Raw genomic sequence first — 16817 nt, 5'->3', positions numbered from 1 at the left:
ATGAAGATCTCGCTGTTCTACGAGTTCGCCTTGCCGCGGCCCTGGGTTCCCGACGACGAGCGGCAGATGCTGCAGGACTGCCTCGACGAGGTCGAGGCGGCCGATAAGGCCGGCTTTTCCACCGTCTGGCTGACCGAGCATCACTTCCTCGAGGAGTACTGCCACTCCACCGCGCCGGAGATGTTCCTGGCCGCGGCCAGTCAGCGCACCGAGAACATCCGGCTGGGCTTCGGCATCATGCACCTGCCGCCCGCCGTGAACCACCCGGCCCGGGTCGCCGAACGCATCGCCACCCTGGACCTGATCTCCAATGGCCGAGTCGAATTCGGCACCGGTGAGTCCTCCTCCGTCGGTGAACTCGGCGGCTTCAACATCGACCCGGCCGACAAGCGGGCGCAATGGGAGGAAGCCCTGGAGGTCTCGATCCGCTGCATGGTCGAAGAACCGTTCACCGGCTTCAAAGGCCAGCACATCGAGATGCCGGCCCGCAACGTCATCCCCAAGCCGCTGCAGCAGCCGCACCCGCCGGTATGGGTGGCCTGCACGCGACCGGCCAGCGTCCAGATGGCGGCCCAGAAGTGCATCGGCGCACTGAGTTTCGCCTACACCGGCCCCGGCCCGCTCACCGAGCGCGTGAACGGCTACTACAAGGAATTGGAAGAGAACGGCGTCCCGGTGACCCCGCGGATCAATCCGAACATCCTGGCCATCGGTGGTGACCTGTCGATGATGGTGGCCAAAACCGACGAGCTGGCTCTGCAGCGGCTCGGAAAGGGCGGCGGCTTCTTCTCGTTCGGCATCATGCACTACTACATGACCGGTGTGCACACACCGGGCCGTACCGGCGTTTGGGAACGCTATCTCGAAGAGGTCGATAAGGACCCGACACTCGCGTACGGTCCCGGCCGCGGCGCGATCGGCTCACCGTCCACCGTGCGGGAGTTCCTGCGTGGCTACGAGGAGAGCGGCGTCGACGAGATCATCCTGCTGCTCAACCCGCGCAGTCATGAGGGCACCATGGAATCCATTGAGCTGATGGGCAAGGAGGTGCTGCCCGAGTTCATCGAACGTGACGAGAGGGCGGTCGCCGAGAAGGCCGCCAGACTGGCTCCGGTGATCGAGAAAGTGGAGGCGCGCCGGCCCGAGTCGACGATTCCGCCGTTCGACGAAAACTACTCGTTCGGTGGCCTGCCGACCGGGCGCGGCGGTAAATTCACCGCCAGCGAGATCCCCGAGGCCATGGCCGAGATCAACGAGGGCCGGGTCCAGGCAGCGCAGCGGTTGAAGGAGCAACAGGCCAAGTGACACCGAAGGTCGGCTGACCGTTGGCGCGAATCGAGGAGCTGTGGCGCTACGACGGTCGTCGTGCCGTGGTGACCGGGTGCGCGTCGGGCATCGGCGCACAGGTGGCGCGGCAGCTGCGCGAACTCGGTGCGCACGTGACCGGCCTCGACCGCTCACCCGCCCCGGGAGTCAACGACTTTCACGAGGTCGATCTGTCGGATCCGGCATCGATCGACCAGGCCGTGGCCGGCATCGCCGGCCCGGTCGACGCGCTGTTCAACGTGGCAGGTGTGTCCTCGGGGATCGGTGACCCGCTGCTGGTGGTGACGATCAACTTCCTGGGGCTGCGCCACCTCACCGAGGCACTGATTCCGTCGATGCCCGACGGCTCGTCGATTGTGAGCGTGTCCTCGCTGGCGGCGGCGGCCTACCGGGAGCACGGGCAGCAGGTCGCACCGCTGCTGCGTACCGCGACGATGCCCGAGGGCGTGAGCTGGTGTGAAAGCCACCCCGAGACGTTGGGTAAGGGCTACGAGTTGTCCAAGGAAGCGATCATTCTCTACACCATGGGCAGCGCGGTCGAACTGGGCAAGCGTGGCATCCGGATCAACTGCACCGGGCCCGGGGTCACCGAAACCCCCATCCTCGAGCAGCTGCGTGCCGCATACGGTCCGGCGTTGCTGGACGACATCGCCAAGCCGCTGGGGCGGGTCAGCGACCCAGCCGAACAGGCGGCGGTGCTGCTGTTCCTGAACAGCCGTGCCGCCAGCTATATCTCGGGCCAGGTCGTCTGGGTGGACGGCGGCAATGTGGGCGCCACCATCGCCGCCGAATTGCAGGAAGGACAGGCTTGATGGCCGACATGACCGACTTCCGGCGGGTCGCCAAGGATCTGAGCAACTGGGGCAGGTGGGGCCCGGATGACGAACTCGGCACCCTGAACTTCATCACCCCGGAGAAGGTCCGGCAGGCAGCCGGCCTGGTCCGGTACGGCAACGTGTTCCCGCTCGGCGTCGACTTCGGTTCGTCGGGTCCGCAGGGCGCTTTCGGCTTCCGGCACAACCCCATTCACGTGATGACGGTGGACGGCGGTGACGCGAACTCGCTGACACAGTACGGACCCGGGTGGGACAAGAATCCGACCGCCGCGCAACTGAGCAGCTATGTGACCGACAGTCCGTTCCGCTTCAACGACGACATGGTCATCATGCCGTTGCAGGCCGCCACCCAGTGGGACGCCCTGTCCCACGTGTACTACGAGGACCAGCTCTACAACGGCTTCCCGGCGGATTCGGTAACCAGCCTGGGCGCGTTTCACTGCGGCATCGACAAGGTCGACGTCAAGGGCATCACCTCCCGCGGTGTGCTGCTGGACCTGGTGCGCCACCGCGGGGCGGAAGTGTTTCTGGAACACGGAAACCCGATCATGCCGGCGGAACTGGACGACGTGGCCCGCGCGCAGGGCGTGCGGATCGAGAGGGGCGACATCGTCCTGATCCGAACGGGTTGGTGGACAAGGTTTCTGATGACCGGTGACAAGATCGAGCCGTACTCCGGCCTGGACTGGCGTTGTGCCCAGTGGCTACACGACCACGAAGTCGCCGCGGTGGCCGCCGACAACCTTCAGGTGGAGGACCCGGTGTCCGGTGTCGACGGATTGTTCCTGCCGTTCCATCTGCTGTGCCTGCGCGACATGGGGATGATGCTCGGCGAGTATTGGGATCTCACCGCGCTGGCCGAAGACTGTGCTGCCGACGGCGTCTACGAGTTCCAGCTCATCGCACCGCCACTGCGATTCACCGGCGCGGTCGGATCCCCGGTGAACCCGATCGCGATCAAGTGAGGGAGCTACACCGCCGAAGCGTCGAGATCGACGGTCTGGCAACCAGCTACCTCGAGGCCGGCGACGGTGACCCGGTCGTGCTGCTGCACGGCGGTGAATTCGGGGCCAGTGCGGAGCTGGCCTGGGAACGCAACATCGGGCCGCTCGCAGCGCGCTTCCGGGTGCTCGCGCCGGACCAGCTAGGCTTCGGTGAGTCGGCAAAAGTCATCGATTTCGTCAACAGCCGGGCCATACGGATCCGGCACGTGGCACGGTTCTGTGAGGCGCTGGGAGTCCAGTCCGCGCACTTCGCCGGAAACTCCATGGGCGCCATCAATTTGCTCGTCGACGCGACGTCGGAGGCGCCGGTGCTGCCGGTACGCAGCATGGCGATCATCTGCGGCGGTGGGGAGATCCAGCAGAATCACCACTTCGACGCTCTGCAGCACTACGACGCGACGCTGCCCGCGATGCGCAACATCGTCGAAGCCCTGTTCTATGACCCCGCGTACCCGGCCGACGAGGATTACGTCTGGCGCCGCTTCGCGTCGAGTACCGCGCCCGGGGCATGGGAGGCGGTGGCAGCGGCCCGTTTCCGCCGCCCCAACGCCGCCGCGCCCGCGGCACCGTCGAGTACCCGGGCATACGAGCGGATACGGGTGCCGACGCTGGTCGTCGAGGGGCGCGGCGACAAACTGCTGCCGCCCGGGTGGGCGGCACGGATCGCTGAACGGATCGACGGCGCCCGGTCGGTGGTGGTCGACGGCGCCGGGCACTGCCCACAGATCGAGCAGGCGGCGGTCGTCAACGAGCTGCTGCTGGACTTCTTCGGGCGGTAGTGCCCAGCGCGGCGGCCTGAATCAGCCCGCCCCGGTCGGCTCGAGAGCTGCTCTGGCTTCGGCCAATTCGTGCAGCGCCCCGGCGAAGCCGTCGGCGATCTCCCAGATGTCGGGGATGTGGTCACTGCATGTCTGCATGCCGACGGTCATCTCGTCGCCGTAGCTCCAGCCGGTGAAGTTCAGGCCGTAGGGATAGACGATCGGGCCCACCGAGATCAACTTTTCGACGGGGGCCCCGCCGAAATACAGGCGCTTCGTGGGGCCCGGGACATTGGAGGCGATCAGGCTGTAGGTCGGCCGCTTGGTGGTGGCCGCCCCGACAATCGGCAGAGCCCGGCCATAGAACCAGAACAGTGGCCAGTACTCCATCCAGTCACCGAACAGCCACAGGTCTCGCTCGTCGTGCACCGCACGTGCCGCCTTGGTGTTCGCCGAGATAAGCCGAAGGCGCTCGACGGGGTCGGCCTCGTCGGTGGCCAGCGAGGCGTACCAGGTGGTTACCTGATTACCCCAGTCCGTCTCCCCGCCGGGTGGTCTGATCGCCACCGGCACGACGGCGGACAGTGGCTGGCTGGTCAAGGCGCCGCGTCGTTCCAGATAGTACCTGACCGCGCCGCTGCACGCTGCAAGATAGACATCGTTCACCGTGACTCCGAAGGCGCTTCTGATCGCCTTGATCGTGGCGAGATCACAAGTGATGTAGGCGAACTCGCGCCCAGCGGTGAACGGTGCGTTGAATGGAGCCGGCGGCGCGGCGAACGCGGCGGCGAAGCCGGGGCGACCGGCGCGGTGGCGGGCCCGCACCGTCTGCACGGTGCGCGCCGACCGCTTCAGCACGCCGGGAAACCGCGCCGCGGCCTGACCCTGATGCGCCAAAACCGTCCGATACCAAGCGAGTGCGTTGGGCCGTGGTTCGTCGGACGGTATGGCGGTAGTGGTCGGTAGCGGCGCGGCAGGATCGGAGCTGAAGATGCACTCGAGCAGGCGCAGCGCAGCCATGCCGTCGGCCACCGCGTGGTGAAGCTTGAGCACCAAAGCAATTCGGCCGTCGGCCAGGCCGTCGAGGTACCACAGCTGCCACACGGGCCGGCCACGGTCCAGGGCGCCTGCATTGATCTCGTTGATCCGAGCCGACAGCTCCCGGTCGCCGCCGGGCGCCGGCACGCAGGCCCGTTTGACGTGATAGTCAAGATCGACGGGCGGACGCTCGATCCACCAGGGCCGGCCCCAGGTCGGCTTCATCAGCTGCCATCTCAGCGGGGCGATTCGGGCGACCAGCGCCGGGACGGCCGAACGCACCGCTTCGAAGCTCAGCGACTCACCCGCCGGCGCAGGGCCGAGCACCACGGCCTTGATGGTGTGCTGCGGCTGGGTGCGGCGTTCCTGTTTGAGAAATAAGTTGTCGACCCCGGTCAGACGGCGCATCCGGTCACCTCCATTCAGCTGCCGACAGCCAACCCCCTCGACCGGGGTCCGGGCGCCCGCTCTCCCGGAGAGCGGGAGGTGTACACCCACGGAGTCGGCGGCGTCCATACAGTGCGGAGCGTGAATGCCGCCACCGACGACACGAGAGTCGAACTGGCACAGCGTATGTCCGCGGCATTCGGCTCCTTTCGCGGCGGCGGCGCCGATCCCGTCGAGGTGCGGGAGAGCCTGCGGGCCAGCCGTAAGCCACGCCGGCATATTCCGGTCGCGCGGATAACGAACCGGACCATCCCCGGTCCGGACGGTCGCGGCGAGATCCCGGTGCGCATCTACTATCCGACTGACGCCCCCGGAATTCCGCTGATGGTGTATCTGCACGGCGGGGGATTCGTCGTTTGCGACCTGGACTCGCATGACGCGTGTTGTCGCCGGCTCGCCAACGGCGCGGGCGTGATCGTCGTGTCGGTCGGCTACCGCCTGGCCCCCGAGCACCCTTTCCCCGCGGCGCTCGACGACGCGTTCGCCGCAACCCGGTGGGTGGCGGCGCACGGCGGCGAGCTCGGTGGCGACCCGCAGCGCCTGGTGGTCGCTGGTGACAGCGCGGGCGGCAACCTGGCCACCGTGGTGTGCATGCTGGCCCGCGATCGCGGCGGCCCGGCCATCGCATCGCAGCTGTTGATCTACCCGGTCGTCGACCAGCGCCGCAAGCCGTCTGCCGCACAACAGCGGTCGGCGGCGGGTGTGCTGACCCTCGAGCACATGCGCTGGTTCACCGCGCAGTACCTGGGGCTCGGCGGCGACCCGGCCGATGTGCGGGTGTCACCGATTCTCGCCGACCTGGGCGGACTGCCCCCGGCGCATATCGTCACCGGTGAACTCGACCCGCACCGCGACGACAACGACGAGTATGGGCGCCGGTTGCGCGCCGCGGGCGTGGCCGCCACGGTCGAGGTTTACCCGGGCATGTTCCACGGCTTCTTCAACCTGGCAGACGACATCCCGGCCGCGGAGCAAGCCAACGCGGACGCGTGCCTGGCAGTACGCGACATCCTGGACCGCCAGAAGGAGTGCTCATGAGGCTCAACAACACCCGCGCACTGATCACCGGAGCCAGTCGGGGGCTGGGCCGCAGCGTTGCCGAGGTGCTCGCCCGCCGCGGCGCCGACGTGGCGCTGGTGGCTCGCGACGGTGAAGCCTTGACGCTGCTGGCCAAGGAGCTGGGCGGCAGGGCATATCCCACCGACCTCTGCGACCCGGAAGCCGTCGGCGCCCTGGCCGATCGGGTGGAGGCCGACGGCCCGGTGGACGTGCTGGTCAACAATGCCGGCCTGGACTGCGTCCGGCTGCTGCCCGACACGTCGGCGCAGGAGATGCGAGACCTGTTGCAGGTCAACCTGTTAGCGCCGATGGAGCTCTGCCGCCAATTGATGCCGCGGATGGTGGCGCGCGGCCGGGGACACATCGTCAACGTCTCGTCGATGGGCGCGGTGAGCGTCAGCCCCGGCGTCACCGTGTATGCGACATCCAAGGCCGGCCTCAGTCACTTCACCGCCGGTATCAGACAGGAGCTGCGTGGCACACCGGTCGGGACGACACTGGTCCAGATCGGCGCTGTGAAAACGGAGATGCTGGACGGCATCCGGAGATTCGGGCCGGCCCGCCGGGCCATCGAACGATCCCAGCGGCTGCACATGCTGCCCCGCGAGGACCTGGAACCCGAAGTCGTAGCCGTGGCGATCGCCGACGCGATCGAGGGTGGACGGCGGTACGTGACACTGCCGCGGCGCATCGCGGCGTCGGCGTTCCTCACCGAGCTGCCGCGGCGGATGAGTGCGGCCATGCTTGCCGGGATCGACATGAGCGCCGACTGATGGAACCCTTGGTGGATCTCTCAGGCCGGGTCGCGATCATCACCGGCGCCGCACGGGGCCAGGGTGCCGCGGAAGCCCGGCTGTTCGCGATGTTGGGGGCGCGGATCGTTCTCACCGACATTCTCGAAGCCGAGGGCCGCGACCTCGCCGCTTCGATCGGCCCCGCTGCGCGCTTCGTGCGGCACGATGTGGGCAGTGCCGAAAACTGGCACACGGCAGTCGATGTGGCAACGGGGGAGTTCGGCGGGGTCCACGTGCTGGTCAATAACGCGGCCGCCTGTGTCAACCGGCCCATCGCGGACCAGCCTGTCGACGAATTCGAGCGGTTGCTGCGCACCAACCTGGTCGGTCCGTTCCTGGGAATACAGGCGGTCATCGAACCGATGAAGGCGGCTGGGGGCGGATCGATCGTCAATATATCGTCTCAGGCCGCGTTGCAGGGGTTGGCGGGCTACGGTGCCTACGGATCGTCCAAGTGGGGACTGCGCGGGTTGACCAAGGTTGCCGCGATCGAGTTGGGCCCATGCGGAATTCGGGTCAACACGGTCTACCCGGGCATGATCGATACCCCCATGATCGGCCATCTCGACGTGCAGCGCGGACCGGGAGGTCATCCCGGAGCCCCACTGGGCCGCATGGGTGCGCCCGAGGAAGTCGCACGGGTAGCGGCATTTCTCGCTTCCGACGCGTCGTCCTACATCACCGGAGCCGATTTCGCCGTCGACGGCGGCGCCAGCGCAGGCAGAATCCCGACACCCACACCATGAACACACAGGAGAGTTCGCAGATGTCTTCGACCCAGCTGGCCGGCAAGGTCGTCCTCGTCACCGGTGGCGCCCGGGGGCTCGGCGCCGCCTTCGGCAACTGGGTCGTCGCACGGGGTGGACGCGTGGTGATCGCCGATGTGCTCGATGACGAGGGCAGGTCCCTGGCGGACGAACACGGCACCTCAGCGCTTTTCGTCCACCTCGATGTGACCGATCCGGCGCAATGGACCCAAGCGGTGCAGCACGCCACCGACGCTTTCGGCCGCCTCGACGGTTTGGTCAACAATGCCGGAGTGTCGACCGGTCAGTTCATCGAGCATGAACCCGTCGACCACTTCCGGGCGGTGCTGGAGGTCAACCTGGTAGGCGTGTTCAACGGAATCCAGGCCGTGATTCCCGCGATGCGGGCCGCCGGCGGTGGCTCCATTGTCAACATCTCCTCTGCGGCGGGCCTTTTCGGGCTCGCGTTCACCGCCGGCTACGGTGCGTCGAAGTGGGGGGTGCGCGGCCTGACGAAGGTCGCCGCGGTCGAGCTCGCCGGTGACCGCATCCGCGTCAACTCCGTACACCCGGGCATGACCCACACGCCGATGACCGAACCGGTCGGAGTTCGGGTGGGTGAGGGCAACTATCCCAACGTCCCGATGGGCCGCATCGGCGTACCCGATGAAATCGCCGGTGCCGTCTGCTATCTGCTGTCCGACGATGCCGCATACACCACCGGGGCGGAGATCGCGGTCGACGGTGGCTGGACGGCCGGGCCGACCATGAAATACGTCATGGGACAGTAGCTCAGAACACGTAGTCGATCCGCGTCTGCATGCCGGCCTCCTGGTGATAAGTGTTGTGGCAGTGCATGACCCAGGTTCCCGGATTGTCGGCCACCAGAACGGCGCTCAGCTTCTGATTGGGCAGGACGATCACGGTGTCCTTGCGGGCGCCGAGCGTGCCGTCGGGTCTGATCACCTGAAAAGTGTGGCCGTGCAGATGTATCGGGTGCCACATCATGGTGGCGTTGTCGAAGTTGAGGGTCGCGTGCTGGCCCTCCCGCACGTGCAATGGCTTGGTCCTGCTGTACGGCTCACCGTTGATCGTCCAGTCGTACTTGGCCATCGTGCCGCCGAGTACGACAGGCAGGTTCAGGGTCGGATCGGGACGACCCAGATTGGCGGCGGTCACCGCGGTGAACATCTCGACGGTGCCCACCCGGCGGGTGAGTTCGCCGGGGCGGAACTGCGGGTCGGGTGCGCTGCCCTTGCCGGTCACGAGCAACGCCCGGGCCACGGCGTTTTTCCCTTCGGCAGAGGCGACCAGTGGGAAGACTCCGTCGGCGGCGCTCACGATGACGTCATAGCGCTCAGCCATGCCCACCAATAAGGCGTCGACCTGTGTAGGGATCACCGGGAAGCCGTCAGTGTGGGTGACGGTCATCGAATGCCCCGCCAACGCCACGCGAAAGGCGGTGTCCGAGCCGGTGTTGATGATGCGAATCCGGATTCGCTGACCAGGCTTCGCGTTGAACGTGGTTGCTGCTTCGGGAATCCGTCCGTTGATCAGGTAGTAGGGGTAGGCGATGTCCCCGGCGTCGCCGCCGAGCAGGTCGCTCTTACCCACCTCACCCATGCCGGGCATCCCCGGCATGGTGTTGGTCGGGCCGGCAGGGGTCGACGTTGCGGAACTGGACGGTGCAGAAGTGGAAGTGCCGGTGGGGGTTCTGCCGGTCGTCGACGGCGGTGAGGTGGTGGTGGTCGGGGAGGTGGATGCGGGGGTCTCCGGCGCCGGCGGCTTGTTGATCAGGGCGTCGTACAGCTGCTGCGGGGACTTGCCCACGCCGTCCGTCCAATCGTCCAGAACGACAATCCATTCGGTGTCGTAGCGGCCCAGCTCGGTCGGGTCGTCGACGATGAACGGAAGGTAAAGGCCCTTATCGCCGTCCAGTCCGGTATGCGGATGCGCCCAGTAGGTGCCGGAGTACGGCACCGAGAACCGATACGTGAAGTCCTGTCCCGCAGGGATATTCGGGGTGGCCGGTTCGGCGCCGTCCATATCGTTGCGTAGCGCGATGCCGTGCCAATGGACCGACGTCGGGTGGTCGAGCTTGTTGGAGACGGAGACGACGACCTCGTCGCCCACGTTGGCGCGCAGTACCGGCCCCGGAATGGCGTCTCCGTAGGCCAGCGTGTCGACGATCCGGCCGCCGATATCGACCTTCGCGGCTTGCGGTGTCAGGCTGGCGGTCACCGTGTGTCCGCTGTGGGGGCGGGCGGCCTCGGCCGCGTCGATCGCCGCGGTCATCGGCGAACTCGACGACTTCGACTGACTGCATCCGGCCAGTGCGAATCCACCGGCGATTCCGGCGGCGAGGAATCCCCGCCTGCTGAGGCTCACCAGGTCAAATGGCTCACCGCTCATCGGCATTGCCGGCATTGACTGCTCCCTCCCCGGATTCGTCGGACGTTCACCGCCCTCCACCCTGCTCATCACCTGGATGGTTGGCAACCGGTTCCCGTGGGCATCGTGCCAGCGTGAGGTGAACAACACGAATAGCGTCGAACCCGGCTACGACCAGCCTGTGAGTCCGTCCGCGCCGAACAGCAGGCCGCCGGTTCCGCCGGCGCCGCCGTCGCCGTTGGGTGTGCCGATTCCGCCGTTGCCGCCGTTGCCGCCAACGCCGATCAGCACGGCGCTGCCGCCGAGTCCGCCGCTGCCACCGGCCTTGCCGTCGGACTCTCCGCCCGCGCCCGCGTCCCCGCCATTGCCGATGAGCCCGGCCTTGCCGCCGGCGCCACCCGTTCCGCCGGGGAGCGTTGCGCCGCCGTTGGCCCCGCCGGCGCCGCCAGCTCCGCCGGTGCCGATGAGCAGTCCGGCGTTGCCTCCCGCGCCACCCTGCCCACCGATGCCATTGCCGTTGAATCCGCCGGCACCGCCTGCGCCACCGGAACCCGCCAACATCCCGGCGTCTCCGCCCGTCCCGCCCGCTCCCGCGCTGGAGCCGCCACTGCCGGCGCTGCCACCCGCGCCGCCCCCGCCACCGCTGGCACCCACAGCGAGGAGGCCGGCGTTGCTGCCCGTCCCCCCGTGTCCGCCGGTGAGCGAGCCGAACCCGCCGGCCCCGCCGTTGCCGCCGGCACCGAACAGCCCGGCGGCGCCGGCGTTACCGCCCGCCCCGCCGTTGGTGCCGCTGCCCCCGGCTCCGCCCTCGCCTCCGGCACCGAACAGTCCACCGGCCCCACCGGCCCCGCCGGTTCCGCCGGGCCCAGAGAACCCGAAGCCACCGGACCCCCCGGCTCCGCCGGCCACGAACAACCCGCCGGCTCCGCCGGCCCCGCCCGCTCCGCCCAAGGAGCCCGAACCGCCGGCCCCGCCGACTCCCGCGGCACCTCGTAGCAAACCGGCGTTGCCGCCGGGGCCGCCGACGCCTCCGGTCGCTCCGAAGACCAGGGAAGTGGGGCCACCCGCTCCGCCAGTTCCGCCGGCGCCGAGAAAGGCGCCAGCCCCGCCGGCGCCGCCTGCCCCGCCGGTTCCGCCTGCCCCGCCGGCCCCGCCGACCCCGCCGGCGCCGCCAGCGCCGAACAGGATCCCGCCCGCCCCGCCGGCGCCGCCCGCCCCGCCAGGAGAGCCCGCGGTGCCGGACGCGCCATTGCCGCCGTTGCCGAATACCCACCCGCCAGGGCCGCCGGCCGCCCCGGTCCCTGGCGCCCCGTTGGCGCCGTTGCCGATCAGGGGCCGTCCCGTCAGTGCCTGGGTGGGCGCGTTGATCGCGGCGAGGACCTGTTGCTGCAGCGTGTGCAGCGGGGCACCACTGGCCGGCGCGTTGGATCCGTCGGCGCCCAGCAGGATGCCGCTGATGCCCCCGGCGCCGGTGGCGCCCGCGGTCACACCGGTCCCGCCGTTGCCGCCGTTGCCGCCGTTGCCAATAGCCACGGCGTTGCCCCCACTGCCACCCGCCCCGCCGGTGCCCAGAGTCCGTGTGGCTCCGCCGCTGCCGCCGTTACCGCCGTTGCCGATGAGCCCAGCCTTACCGCCACTGCCGCCCGCCCCGCCCACGTTGATGGCGGCGTTCGTGAAGCCGCCGGAGCCTCCGGCGCCACCCGAGCCGGCCAGAGCGCCGGCACCCCCGCCTGCCCCGCCATGCCCGCCGATGTCTCCATTGCCGCCGGCACCTCCGGCGCCGCCGTCGCCGAACAGCGGACCGCCGTTTCCCCCGGCCCCCCCGGCCCCGCCGGTTCCACCGAATCCGCCCGCGCCGCCGGTGCCTCCGGCGGCGAACGCGAACATGCCGGCATGACCACCGGCGCCGCCGTCACCGCCCACAGCGAACAGCGGGCTGTTGCCGCCGCCGCCGCCGTTGCCGCCCGCGCCAAACCACCCGCCCGGCCCTCCGGCTCCGCCGGCTCCGCCGTTTGCGGCGCTGCCGGTCCCTCCTGTGCCGCCAGTCCCGCCGTCGGCGAACAGCCCGCCGGCGCCGCCGGCCCCGCCGGCCCCGCCAACGGCGGCGGCGCCCTGTCCGCCGGCGCCACCGGTCCCGCCGCCGCTGAACAGGCCGCCCATTCCGCCGGCCCCACCGGCGCCGCCCGGTCCGGAGGTCGGGGTGAGGCCACCGGCCCCGCCGGCCCCAGCGGCGCCGAAGAGCAGGCCTGCGTTGCCTCCGGCCCCACCGGCACCGCCGACACCGGCTGAGCCGAATTGGCCGATCCCGCCCGCGCCGCCGGCCCCTCCGGCCCCGAACAACACGGCGTTGCCGCCGGCGCCGCCCGCTCCACTGAGACCAACCGAGGAGGACCCGCCGGCGCCGCCGGCGCCGCCGGAACCGATCAGTCCGGCGACGCCGCCGGCCCCTCCGGCACCGCCGTCTCCCGTGGTCGACGGCGCGCCCGACCCGCCGGCACCACCGTTGCCGTAGAACCACCCGCCGGCCCCGCCCGCAGCTCCAGTTCCCGGGGCCCCGTTGGCGCCGTTGCCGATCAGTGGCCGTCCGGTGGCGGCCTGCACGGGTGTGTTGATCGCGTCGAGCAGGCTCTGCAGTGGTGATGCCGCTGCCGCGTCGGCGGCAGCATATCGGCCCGCAGCCGAATTCATCGCGTGCTCAAACGCCCCCTGAAAAGACGCCGCCTGGGCACTGATCTCTTGGTAGCGCTGTCCATGGTCGGAAAACAGGGCCGCGATCGCCCTCGAAACCTCGTCACCCGCTGCGGCCAGGACCCCCGTCGTCCGAGCCGCGGCCGCGCCGTTAGCCGCGCTCAGCGCCGAGCTGAGACTGGCCAGATCGGTGGCCGCTGTTCCCAACATGTCCGGTACCACGAATGCGAACGACATATTCGACCTCCCGATGGGCCACGACAATTCGGCGGGCAAAGGGTACCGCTCCATTGTGGACTGCTGGGAGCTTTTTGCAGATTGGCTGACCATGGCGCTTCGAATGTCGGTTTACTGGCGGCGGAGACGCGTCAGAATCACTGTGCTGCAATCATTTACGCAAATCAGGGCGATTTAAATTTTATTCGCGGTGCGAAATGAACGTTGACGGACTAGATGCCTATTTGCTGAACATCTTTGGCGTAATCGTTCTGGCCTTTGACATCGCGGGCGCGATGTTCACGCGTCGGTCCTCACGTGCACGGCCCCGCGGTCTGAACCACGCCTCGTGCGCGCCGCGCTGCTCGCGAAGATGCCTTGCTCTGCCGAGGTCGACTGCCGCGCGCGGCGCGTTCGAGTAGCGCGCCGCCGCTCACCGGACCGTCTCGTAGATCAGCCGGGTGTACTTCTGTGTTCGGTCGGACCCTGCCGAGGTCACCTGCCCCATCTTGTTCATCACGTAGGAGAACGTCATCTGGCGATCGGTGTCCATCACCACCATCGAGCCGCCCCAGCCGCCCCAGTAGCAAATCCTGCCGTCCGGGATATCGGGTACCGCTTCGGCTTTCGGGAGAGCGAAGCCGATGCCCCAGCGGGCGGGCATACCGAGTACCAGGTCGATGCCGTTGGCCTGCTCCCGGAATATCAGATCGATGGTGCCGGGCTGCAGCAGTCGGACCCCGCCGGCTTCGCCGCCCAACGAGATCGCCGACAATGCGCGCACCAGTGAGCGGGCGTTGCCGTGACCGTTGGCCGCGCCGATGTCCGCGCGGCGCCACGCAGTGGTCTGTGCCGTCAACGCGGCTTCCGCGTTCGGCGCGAGCATTCCGAACGTCTTGCGCATCGGATGGTCCTCGGGCACCGCGTCCAGGGGCACGTCCAGGGGCGGGGGCGGGATCAGCTCGGCGATGCGGCTGTCGTCCTCCGGTAGCGCACCGATCTGGATGTCGGCGCCCAGCGGACGCGCGATTTCCGCGCGGACGGCCGTCGCCACCATGTCGGGCTGGCACAAGTTGTTTGCTCTCAGCATCCGGGCTTACGTCGCAGCGGACCGTGGCGAGCGCGAGCAGGCCCGGCGCGATGCCCGGCAAGCCCTGTCGATCGCCGCCGACAAAGGGTGCTGTCTGGCGGTGCCTTCGACCTTGGAGCTGCTCGCCCGGCTGGCGGTAGACACCGGAAGCCACACCGACGCGGCCCGGCTGCTCGGAGCGGCCGACGTCATGCGGCACCGAACCGGCGAATTTCGATTCCCGCTCTACCAGGCCGCGTATTCGGCGTTGCTCACCGGTTGCCGGAAAGAATTGGGGAACAACGACTTTGAATCGGCGTGGGCCGAGGGTGCGGCTCTGTCGACCGACGATGTCATCGGTTATGCGCTGCGCGGGCGCGGGGAGCGTAAGCGCCCCGCAACCGGCTGGGCGTCCCTGACTCCCACGGAGCTCGACGTGGCCCGACTGGTGAGTGACGGACTGACGAACAAGGACATCGCGGAGCGGCTGTTCATTTCGCCCCGCACGGTGCAAGCGCACTTGACGCACGTGTACACCAAATTGGGGTTGACGTCGCGGGTGCAGCTCGCTCAGGAGACGGTGCGGCAAACCTAGCTCGTTTGAGTCTCATGTGAGGTCCACCGGCCTGGCCGGGGGTAGGCTAACGTTGACTTAACCCAAGGTTAACGAAAGATGAACACCAATCCGGGGCTCCGGGTAACCGGCGCACCGCATGATGACGAACAACCGAGTTGACGGGGCACGGCCGCTCGCCGCGACTTGACCACGGCAGCAACGGGACTGGGGTGTGCGTGGCCCAGCCGGTGCCCACGCGCGGAGGTGACGGAATGGATTTCGCAGAAGTGCCCCCGGAGGTCAACTCCGCGCGCATGTACGACGGCCCACGCTCCCGCTCGATGCTGGAGGCGGCCGACGCCTGGGAGCGGCTCGCCGACGAGCTCTACGGCACGGTGTCCTCATACCGCACAGCCATCGCGACGCTGAACGCCGATGGCTGGCAGGGCTCGGCGGCGGAGGCGATGACCCTGGCCGTCGCGCCGTATCTGCGCTGGCTCACCCGTACCGCCGCGAAGGCGGACGAGATCGCCGGTCAGGCCAGGGCGGCCGCCGGTGCCTTCGAAGACGCCTTTGCCGCCGTCGTGCCGCCGGCGGCCATCGCGTCCAACCGCACGCGGCGTTCCGCGCTCGCCGCCACCAACCCGACCGGTCACGACACCCCGGAGATTGCCGCCCTGGAAGCCGAGTACGGCGAGATGTGGGCGCAGGACGCCGCGGCGATGTATCGCTACGCGGCGGCCTCGTCGACCGCCGCCGCACTGCCGTCGCTGGGGCCTCCGACGCTCGGCTACAACATGCCGGCGCTGATGGGATCCGGCGACGACGACGAAGCGCCGGAGGTGGCGGCTCCCGCTATGCCGGCGATACCCCAGGCGTTGCGCAGCCTGGCCCGTCCGGTGCGCTCGGCGGCGGCGAATTCGGTGATCGCCCGGTTGCTGCGACAGTGCAAATTCGCCTCCCCCGTGCGGGCGTTCGCCTCGGCCATCAGCTCGCCGCGCAGCATGACCGCGGCCGGCACAGCGCCCACGCTCGCCGAGCCGACTCGAACGGCTGCGGCATTCGGACGGGGCGTGGTGGTCGGCCGACTGGTGGTGCCGCCCGGCTGGGGCGGCGTGGCGATGGGTGCGGTCCGGGCCATCGCCTGAGCGGCGGGTCAGACCGCCGCGCCGCCACCGTCCACGTGCAGGGTCGAGCCGGTGATGAAGCTGGCCCGCGGCGAACTGAGGAACAGCACCGCCTCCGCGATCTCGGCCGCGTAGGCGGTGCGGCCCAGCGGTAGCGCCTTGCCGAGTTCGTCGTTGATCTCACCCCATTCGGCGGCGACGCCGGCGGTGCGGGTGGGGCCGGGCGCCACGCTGTTGACCCGCACCCCACTCGCTCCAAACTCCGCGGCCCAGGTCCGCGTCAGGGATTCCAGCGCGGCCTTGGAGGCGCTGTAGCCGGAGGCGCCCGGGATTCCCTTGAAGGCGGCCATCGTGGTGATGTTGACGACGCTGCCCCGGCCACGCTGCAACATGCCCGGCACCAGGCCGGCGACCAAGAAGTAGGCGCCGCGGACGTTGGTGTCGAACATCGCCGCGAAGGTGTGCGGGTCCTGATCGACCGTCAGCGCCGACGGGAAGCTGGCGGCGTTGTTGACGATGATGTCGACCTGGCCGCACTGCTGCACGAGCGCATTGACCGACTCCGCGTCGGCCATGTCGGCCCGAACAAACCGTGCGTTCCGGCCGATGGCCTCGACCGCCCGCTCACCCCGGGCGCGGTCGCGACCCGAGATGACGACGGTGGCGCCCTCGCTGGCGAGCAGCCGCGCGGATTCCAGCCCAATGCCGGCCGTTCCCCCGGTGACGACCGCCCTCTGGTCGATCAGTTCCATCGACGTGACC

15 protein-coding genes are annotated in these 16817 nt (G+C 69.1%); 10 read left to right on the top strand and 5 right to left on the bottom strand.

Going from position 1 to position 16817, the window contains the following annotated elements; translation table 11 throughout:
• The 4 genes from QXH22_RS25115 to QXH22_RS25100 are packed head-to-tail and all read left to right on the top strand — an operon-like array spanning position 1 to position 3945.
• Positions 1 to 1305 carry an LLM class flavin-dependent oxidoreductase gene (locus QXH22_RS25115; RefSeq protein WP_306246311.1) on the top strand — a complete coding sequence of 435 codons (1305 nt, stop codon included), beginning with the start codon at positions 1 to 3 and terminating at the stop codon, positions 1303 to 1305.
• A gap of 20 nt (positions 1306 to 1325) precedes the next feature.
• Positions 1326 to 2138, top strand: a complete 813-nt coding sequence (locus tag QXH22_RS25110) for a coniferyl-alcohol dehydrogenase (protein ID WP_306277338.1) — start codon at positions 1326 to 1328, stop codon at positions 2136 to 2138.
• Positions 2138 to 3127 carry a cyclase family protein gene (locus QXH22_RS25105; protein ID WP_306277337.1) on the top strand — a complete coding sequence of 330 codons (990 nt, stop codon included), beginning with the start codon at positions 2138 to 2140 and terminating at the stop codon, positions 3125 to 3127. Before QXH22_RS25110 ends, QXH22_RS25105 begins: the two co-directional genes overlap by 1 nt.
• Entirely contained in the window at positions 3124 to 3945 is an 822-nt protein-coding gene (locus tag QXH22_RS25100) for an alpha/beta fold hydrolase (protein WP_306277336.1), read from the top strand. The genes QXH22_RS25105 and QXH22_RS25100 overlap by 4 nt, the downstream gene beginning before the upstream one ends.
• A gap of 21 nt (positions 3946 to 3966) precedes the next feature.
• Here the strand turns inward: QXH22_RS25100 and QXH22_RS25095 are convergent, their stop codons facing one another.
• Positions 3967 to 5370, bottom strand: a complete 1404-nt coding sequence (locus QXH22_RS25095; protein ID WP_306277335.1) for a wax ester/triacylglycerol synthase family O-acyltransferase — start codon at positions 5368 to 5370, stop codon at positions 3967 to 3969.
• A gap of 120 nt (positions 5371 to 5490) precedes the next feature.
• On the opposite strand from QXH22_RS25095, the gene QXH22_RS25090 reads away from it, so the two are divergent.
• Genes QXH22_RS25090 through QXH22_RS25075 form a run of 4 tightly spaced genes read left to right on the top strand, consistent with a single transcriptional unit; the run spans position 5491 to position 8799 of the window.
• Positions 5491 to 6447 (top strand): alpha/beta hydrolase, encoded by a 957-nt coding sequence (locus QXH22_RS25090; protein ID WP_306246300.1) that lies wholly within the window; start codon positions 5491 to 5493, stop codon positions 6445 to 6447.
• On the top strand, positions 6444 to 7241 hold the full coding sequence (locus QXH22_RS25085; protein WP_306246298.1) for an SDR family oxidoreductase: 798 nt from the start codon (positions 6444 to 6446) through the stop codon (positions 7239 to 7241). The genes QXH22_RS25090 and QXH22_RS25085 overlap by 4 nt, the downstream gene beginning before the upstream one ends.
• Positions 7241 to 8008, top strand: coding sequence for a glucose 1-dehydrogenase (locus tag QXH22_RS25080; protein WP_306246296.1), 768 nt, complete (start codon positions 7241 to 7243; stop codon positions 8006 to 8008). The genes QXH22_RS25085 and QXH22_RS25080 overlap by 1 nt, the downstream gene beginning before the upstream one ends.
• Positions 8009 to 8028: 20 nt before the next feature.
• Positions 8029 to 8799 (top strand): glucose 1-dehydrogenase, encoded by a 771-nt coding sequence (locus tag QXH22_RS25075; protein ID WP_306246294.1) that lies wholly within the window; start codon positions 8029 to 8031, stop codon positions 8797 to 8799.
• A gap of 1 nt (position 8800) precedes the next feature.
• On the opposite strand, the gene QXH22_RS25070 is transcribed toward QXH22_RS25075, so the two are convergent.
• The 3 genes from QXH22_RS25070 to QXH22_RS25060 all read right to left on the bottom strand — a co-directional run bounded on the left by QXH22_RS25070 (position 8801) and on the right by QXH22_RS25060 (position 14360).
• Entirely contained in the window at positions 8801 to 10435 is a 1635-nt protein-coding gene (locus QXH22_RS25070; protein WP_306277334.1) for a multicopper oxidase family protein, read from the bottom strand.
• A gap of 132 nt (positions 10436 to 10567) precedes the next feature.
• Positions 10568 to 13324: a PE family protein gene (locus tag QXH22_RS25065; RefSeq protein ID WP_306277333.1), complete on the bottom strand. Its 2757-nt coding sequence runs from the start codon at positions 13322 to 13324 to the stop codon at positions 10568 to 10570.
• A 412-nt stretch (positions 13325 to 13736) separates the two neighbouring features.
• Positions 13737 to 14360, bottom strand: a complete 624-nt coding sequence (locus tag QXH22_RS25060) for a serine hydrolase domain-containing protein (protein WP_306246289.1) — start codon at positions 14358 to 14360, stop codon at positions 13737 to 13739.
• Here QXH22_RS25060 and QXH22_RS25055 point away from each other — a divergent pair.
• The gene (locus QXH22_RS25055; protein WP_306277332.1) at positions 14359 to 14967 is read left to right on the top strand and encodes a LuxR family transcriptional regulator; all 609 of its coding nucleotides are present in this window, start codon (positions 14359 to 14361) and stop codon (positions 14965 to 14967) included. The genes QXH22_RS25060 and QXH22_RS25055 overlap by 2 nt on opposite strands.
• Before the next feature lie 233 nt (positions 14968 to 15200).
• The gene (locus tag QXH22_RS25050) at positions 15201 to 16076 is read left to right on the top strand and encodes a PPE family protein (RefSeq protein WP_306277331.1); all 876 of its coding nucleotides are present in this window, start codon (positions 15201 to 15203) and stop codon (positions 16074 to 16076) included.
• Between the two features lie 8 nt (positions 16077 to 16084).
• Here the strand turns inward: QXH22_RS25050 and QXH22_RS25045 are convergent, their stop codons facing one another.
• Complete coding sequence (locus QXH22_RS25045) at positions 16085 to 16807, bottom strand: SDR family NAD(P)-dependent oxidoreductase (RefSeq protein WP_306277330.1); 723 nt, start codon at positions 16805 to 16807, stop codon at positions 16085 to 16087.
• Positions 16808 to 16817 lie beyond the last annotated feature (10 nt).

The sequence above is a fragment of the Mycobacterium sp. TY814 genome (genome assembly GCF_030755175.1).
Taxonomy (GTDB): Bacteria; Actinomycetota; Actinomycetes; order Mycobacteriales; family Mycobacteriaceae; genus Mycobacterium.
Note: the sequence above shows the minus strand (reverse complement) of the source record. Positions and strands in the feature narration are given on the sequence as shown.

Excerpts from the sequence above, each read along its gene's own strand:
- QXH22_RS25115 (WP_306246311.1), top strand. The coding sequence starts at position 1 with ATGAAGATCTCGCTGTTCTACGAGTTCGCCTTGCCGCGGCCCTGGGTT.
- QXH22_RS25105 (WP_306277337.1), top strand. The coding sequence starts at position 2,138 with ATGGCCGACATGACCGACTTCCGGCGGGTCGCCAAGGATCTGAGCAAC.
- QXH22_RS25095 (WP_306277335.1), bottom strand. The coding sequence starts at position 5,370 with ATGCGCCGTCTGACCGGGGTCGACAACTTATTTCTCAAACAGGAACGC.
- QXH22_RS25085 (WP_306246298.1), top strand. The coding sequence starts at position 6,444 with ATGAGGCTCAACAACACCCGCGCACTGATCACCGGAGCCAGTCGGGGG.
- QXH22_RS25080 (WP_306246296.1), top strand. The coding sequence starts at position 7,241 with ATGGAACCCTTGGTGGATCTCTCAGGCCGGGTCGCGATCATCACCGGC.
- QXH22_RS25075 (WP_306246294.1), top strand. The coding sequence starts at position 8,029 with ATGTCTTCGACCCAGCTGGCCGGCAAGGTCGTCCTCGTCACCGGTGGC.
- QXH22_RS25070 (WP_306277334.1), bottom strand. The coding sequence starts at position 10,435 with ATGCCGGCAATGCCGATGAGCGGTGAGCCATTTGACCTGGTGAGCCTC.
- QXH22_RS25065 (WP_306277333.1), bottom strand. The coding sequence starts at position 13,324 with ATGTCGTTCGCATTCGTGGTACCGGACATGTTGGGAACAGCGGCCACC.
- QXH22_RS25055 (WP_306277332.1), top strand. The coding sequence starts at position 14,359 with ATGTCGGGCTGGCACAAGTTGTTTGCTCTCAGCATCCGGGCTTACGTC.
- QXH22_RS25060 (WP_306246289.1), bottom strand. The coding sequence starts at position 14,360 with ATGGTGGCGACGGCCGTCCGCGCGGAAATCGCGCGTCCGCTGGGCGCC.
- QXH22_RS25050 (WP_306277331.1), top strand. The coding sequence starts at position 15,201 with ATGGATTTCGCAGAAGTGCCCCCGGAGGTCAACTCCGCGCGCATGTAC.
- QXH22_RS25045 (WP_306277330.1), bottom strand. The coding sequence starts at position 16,807 with ATGGAACTGATCGACCAGAGGGCGGTCGTCACCGGGGGAACGGCCGGC.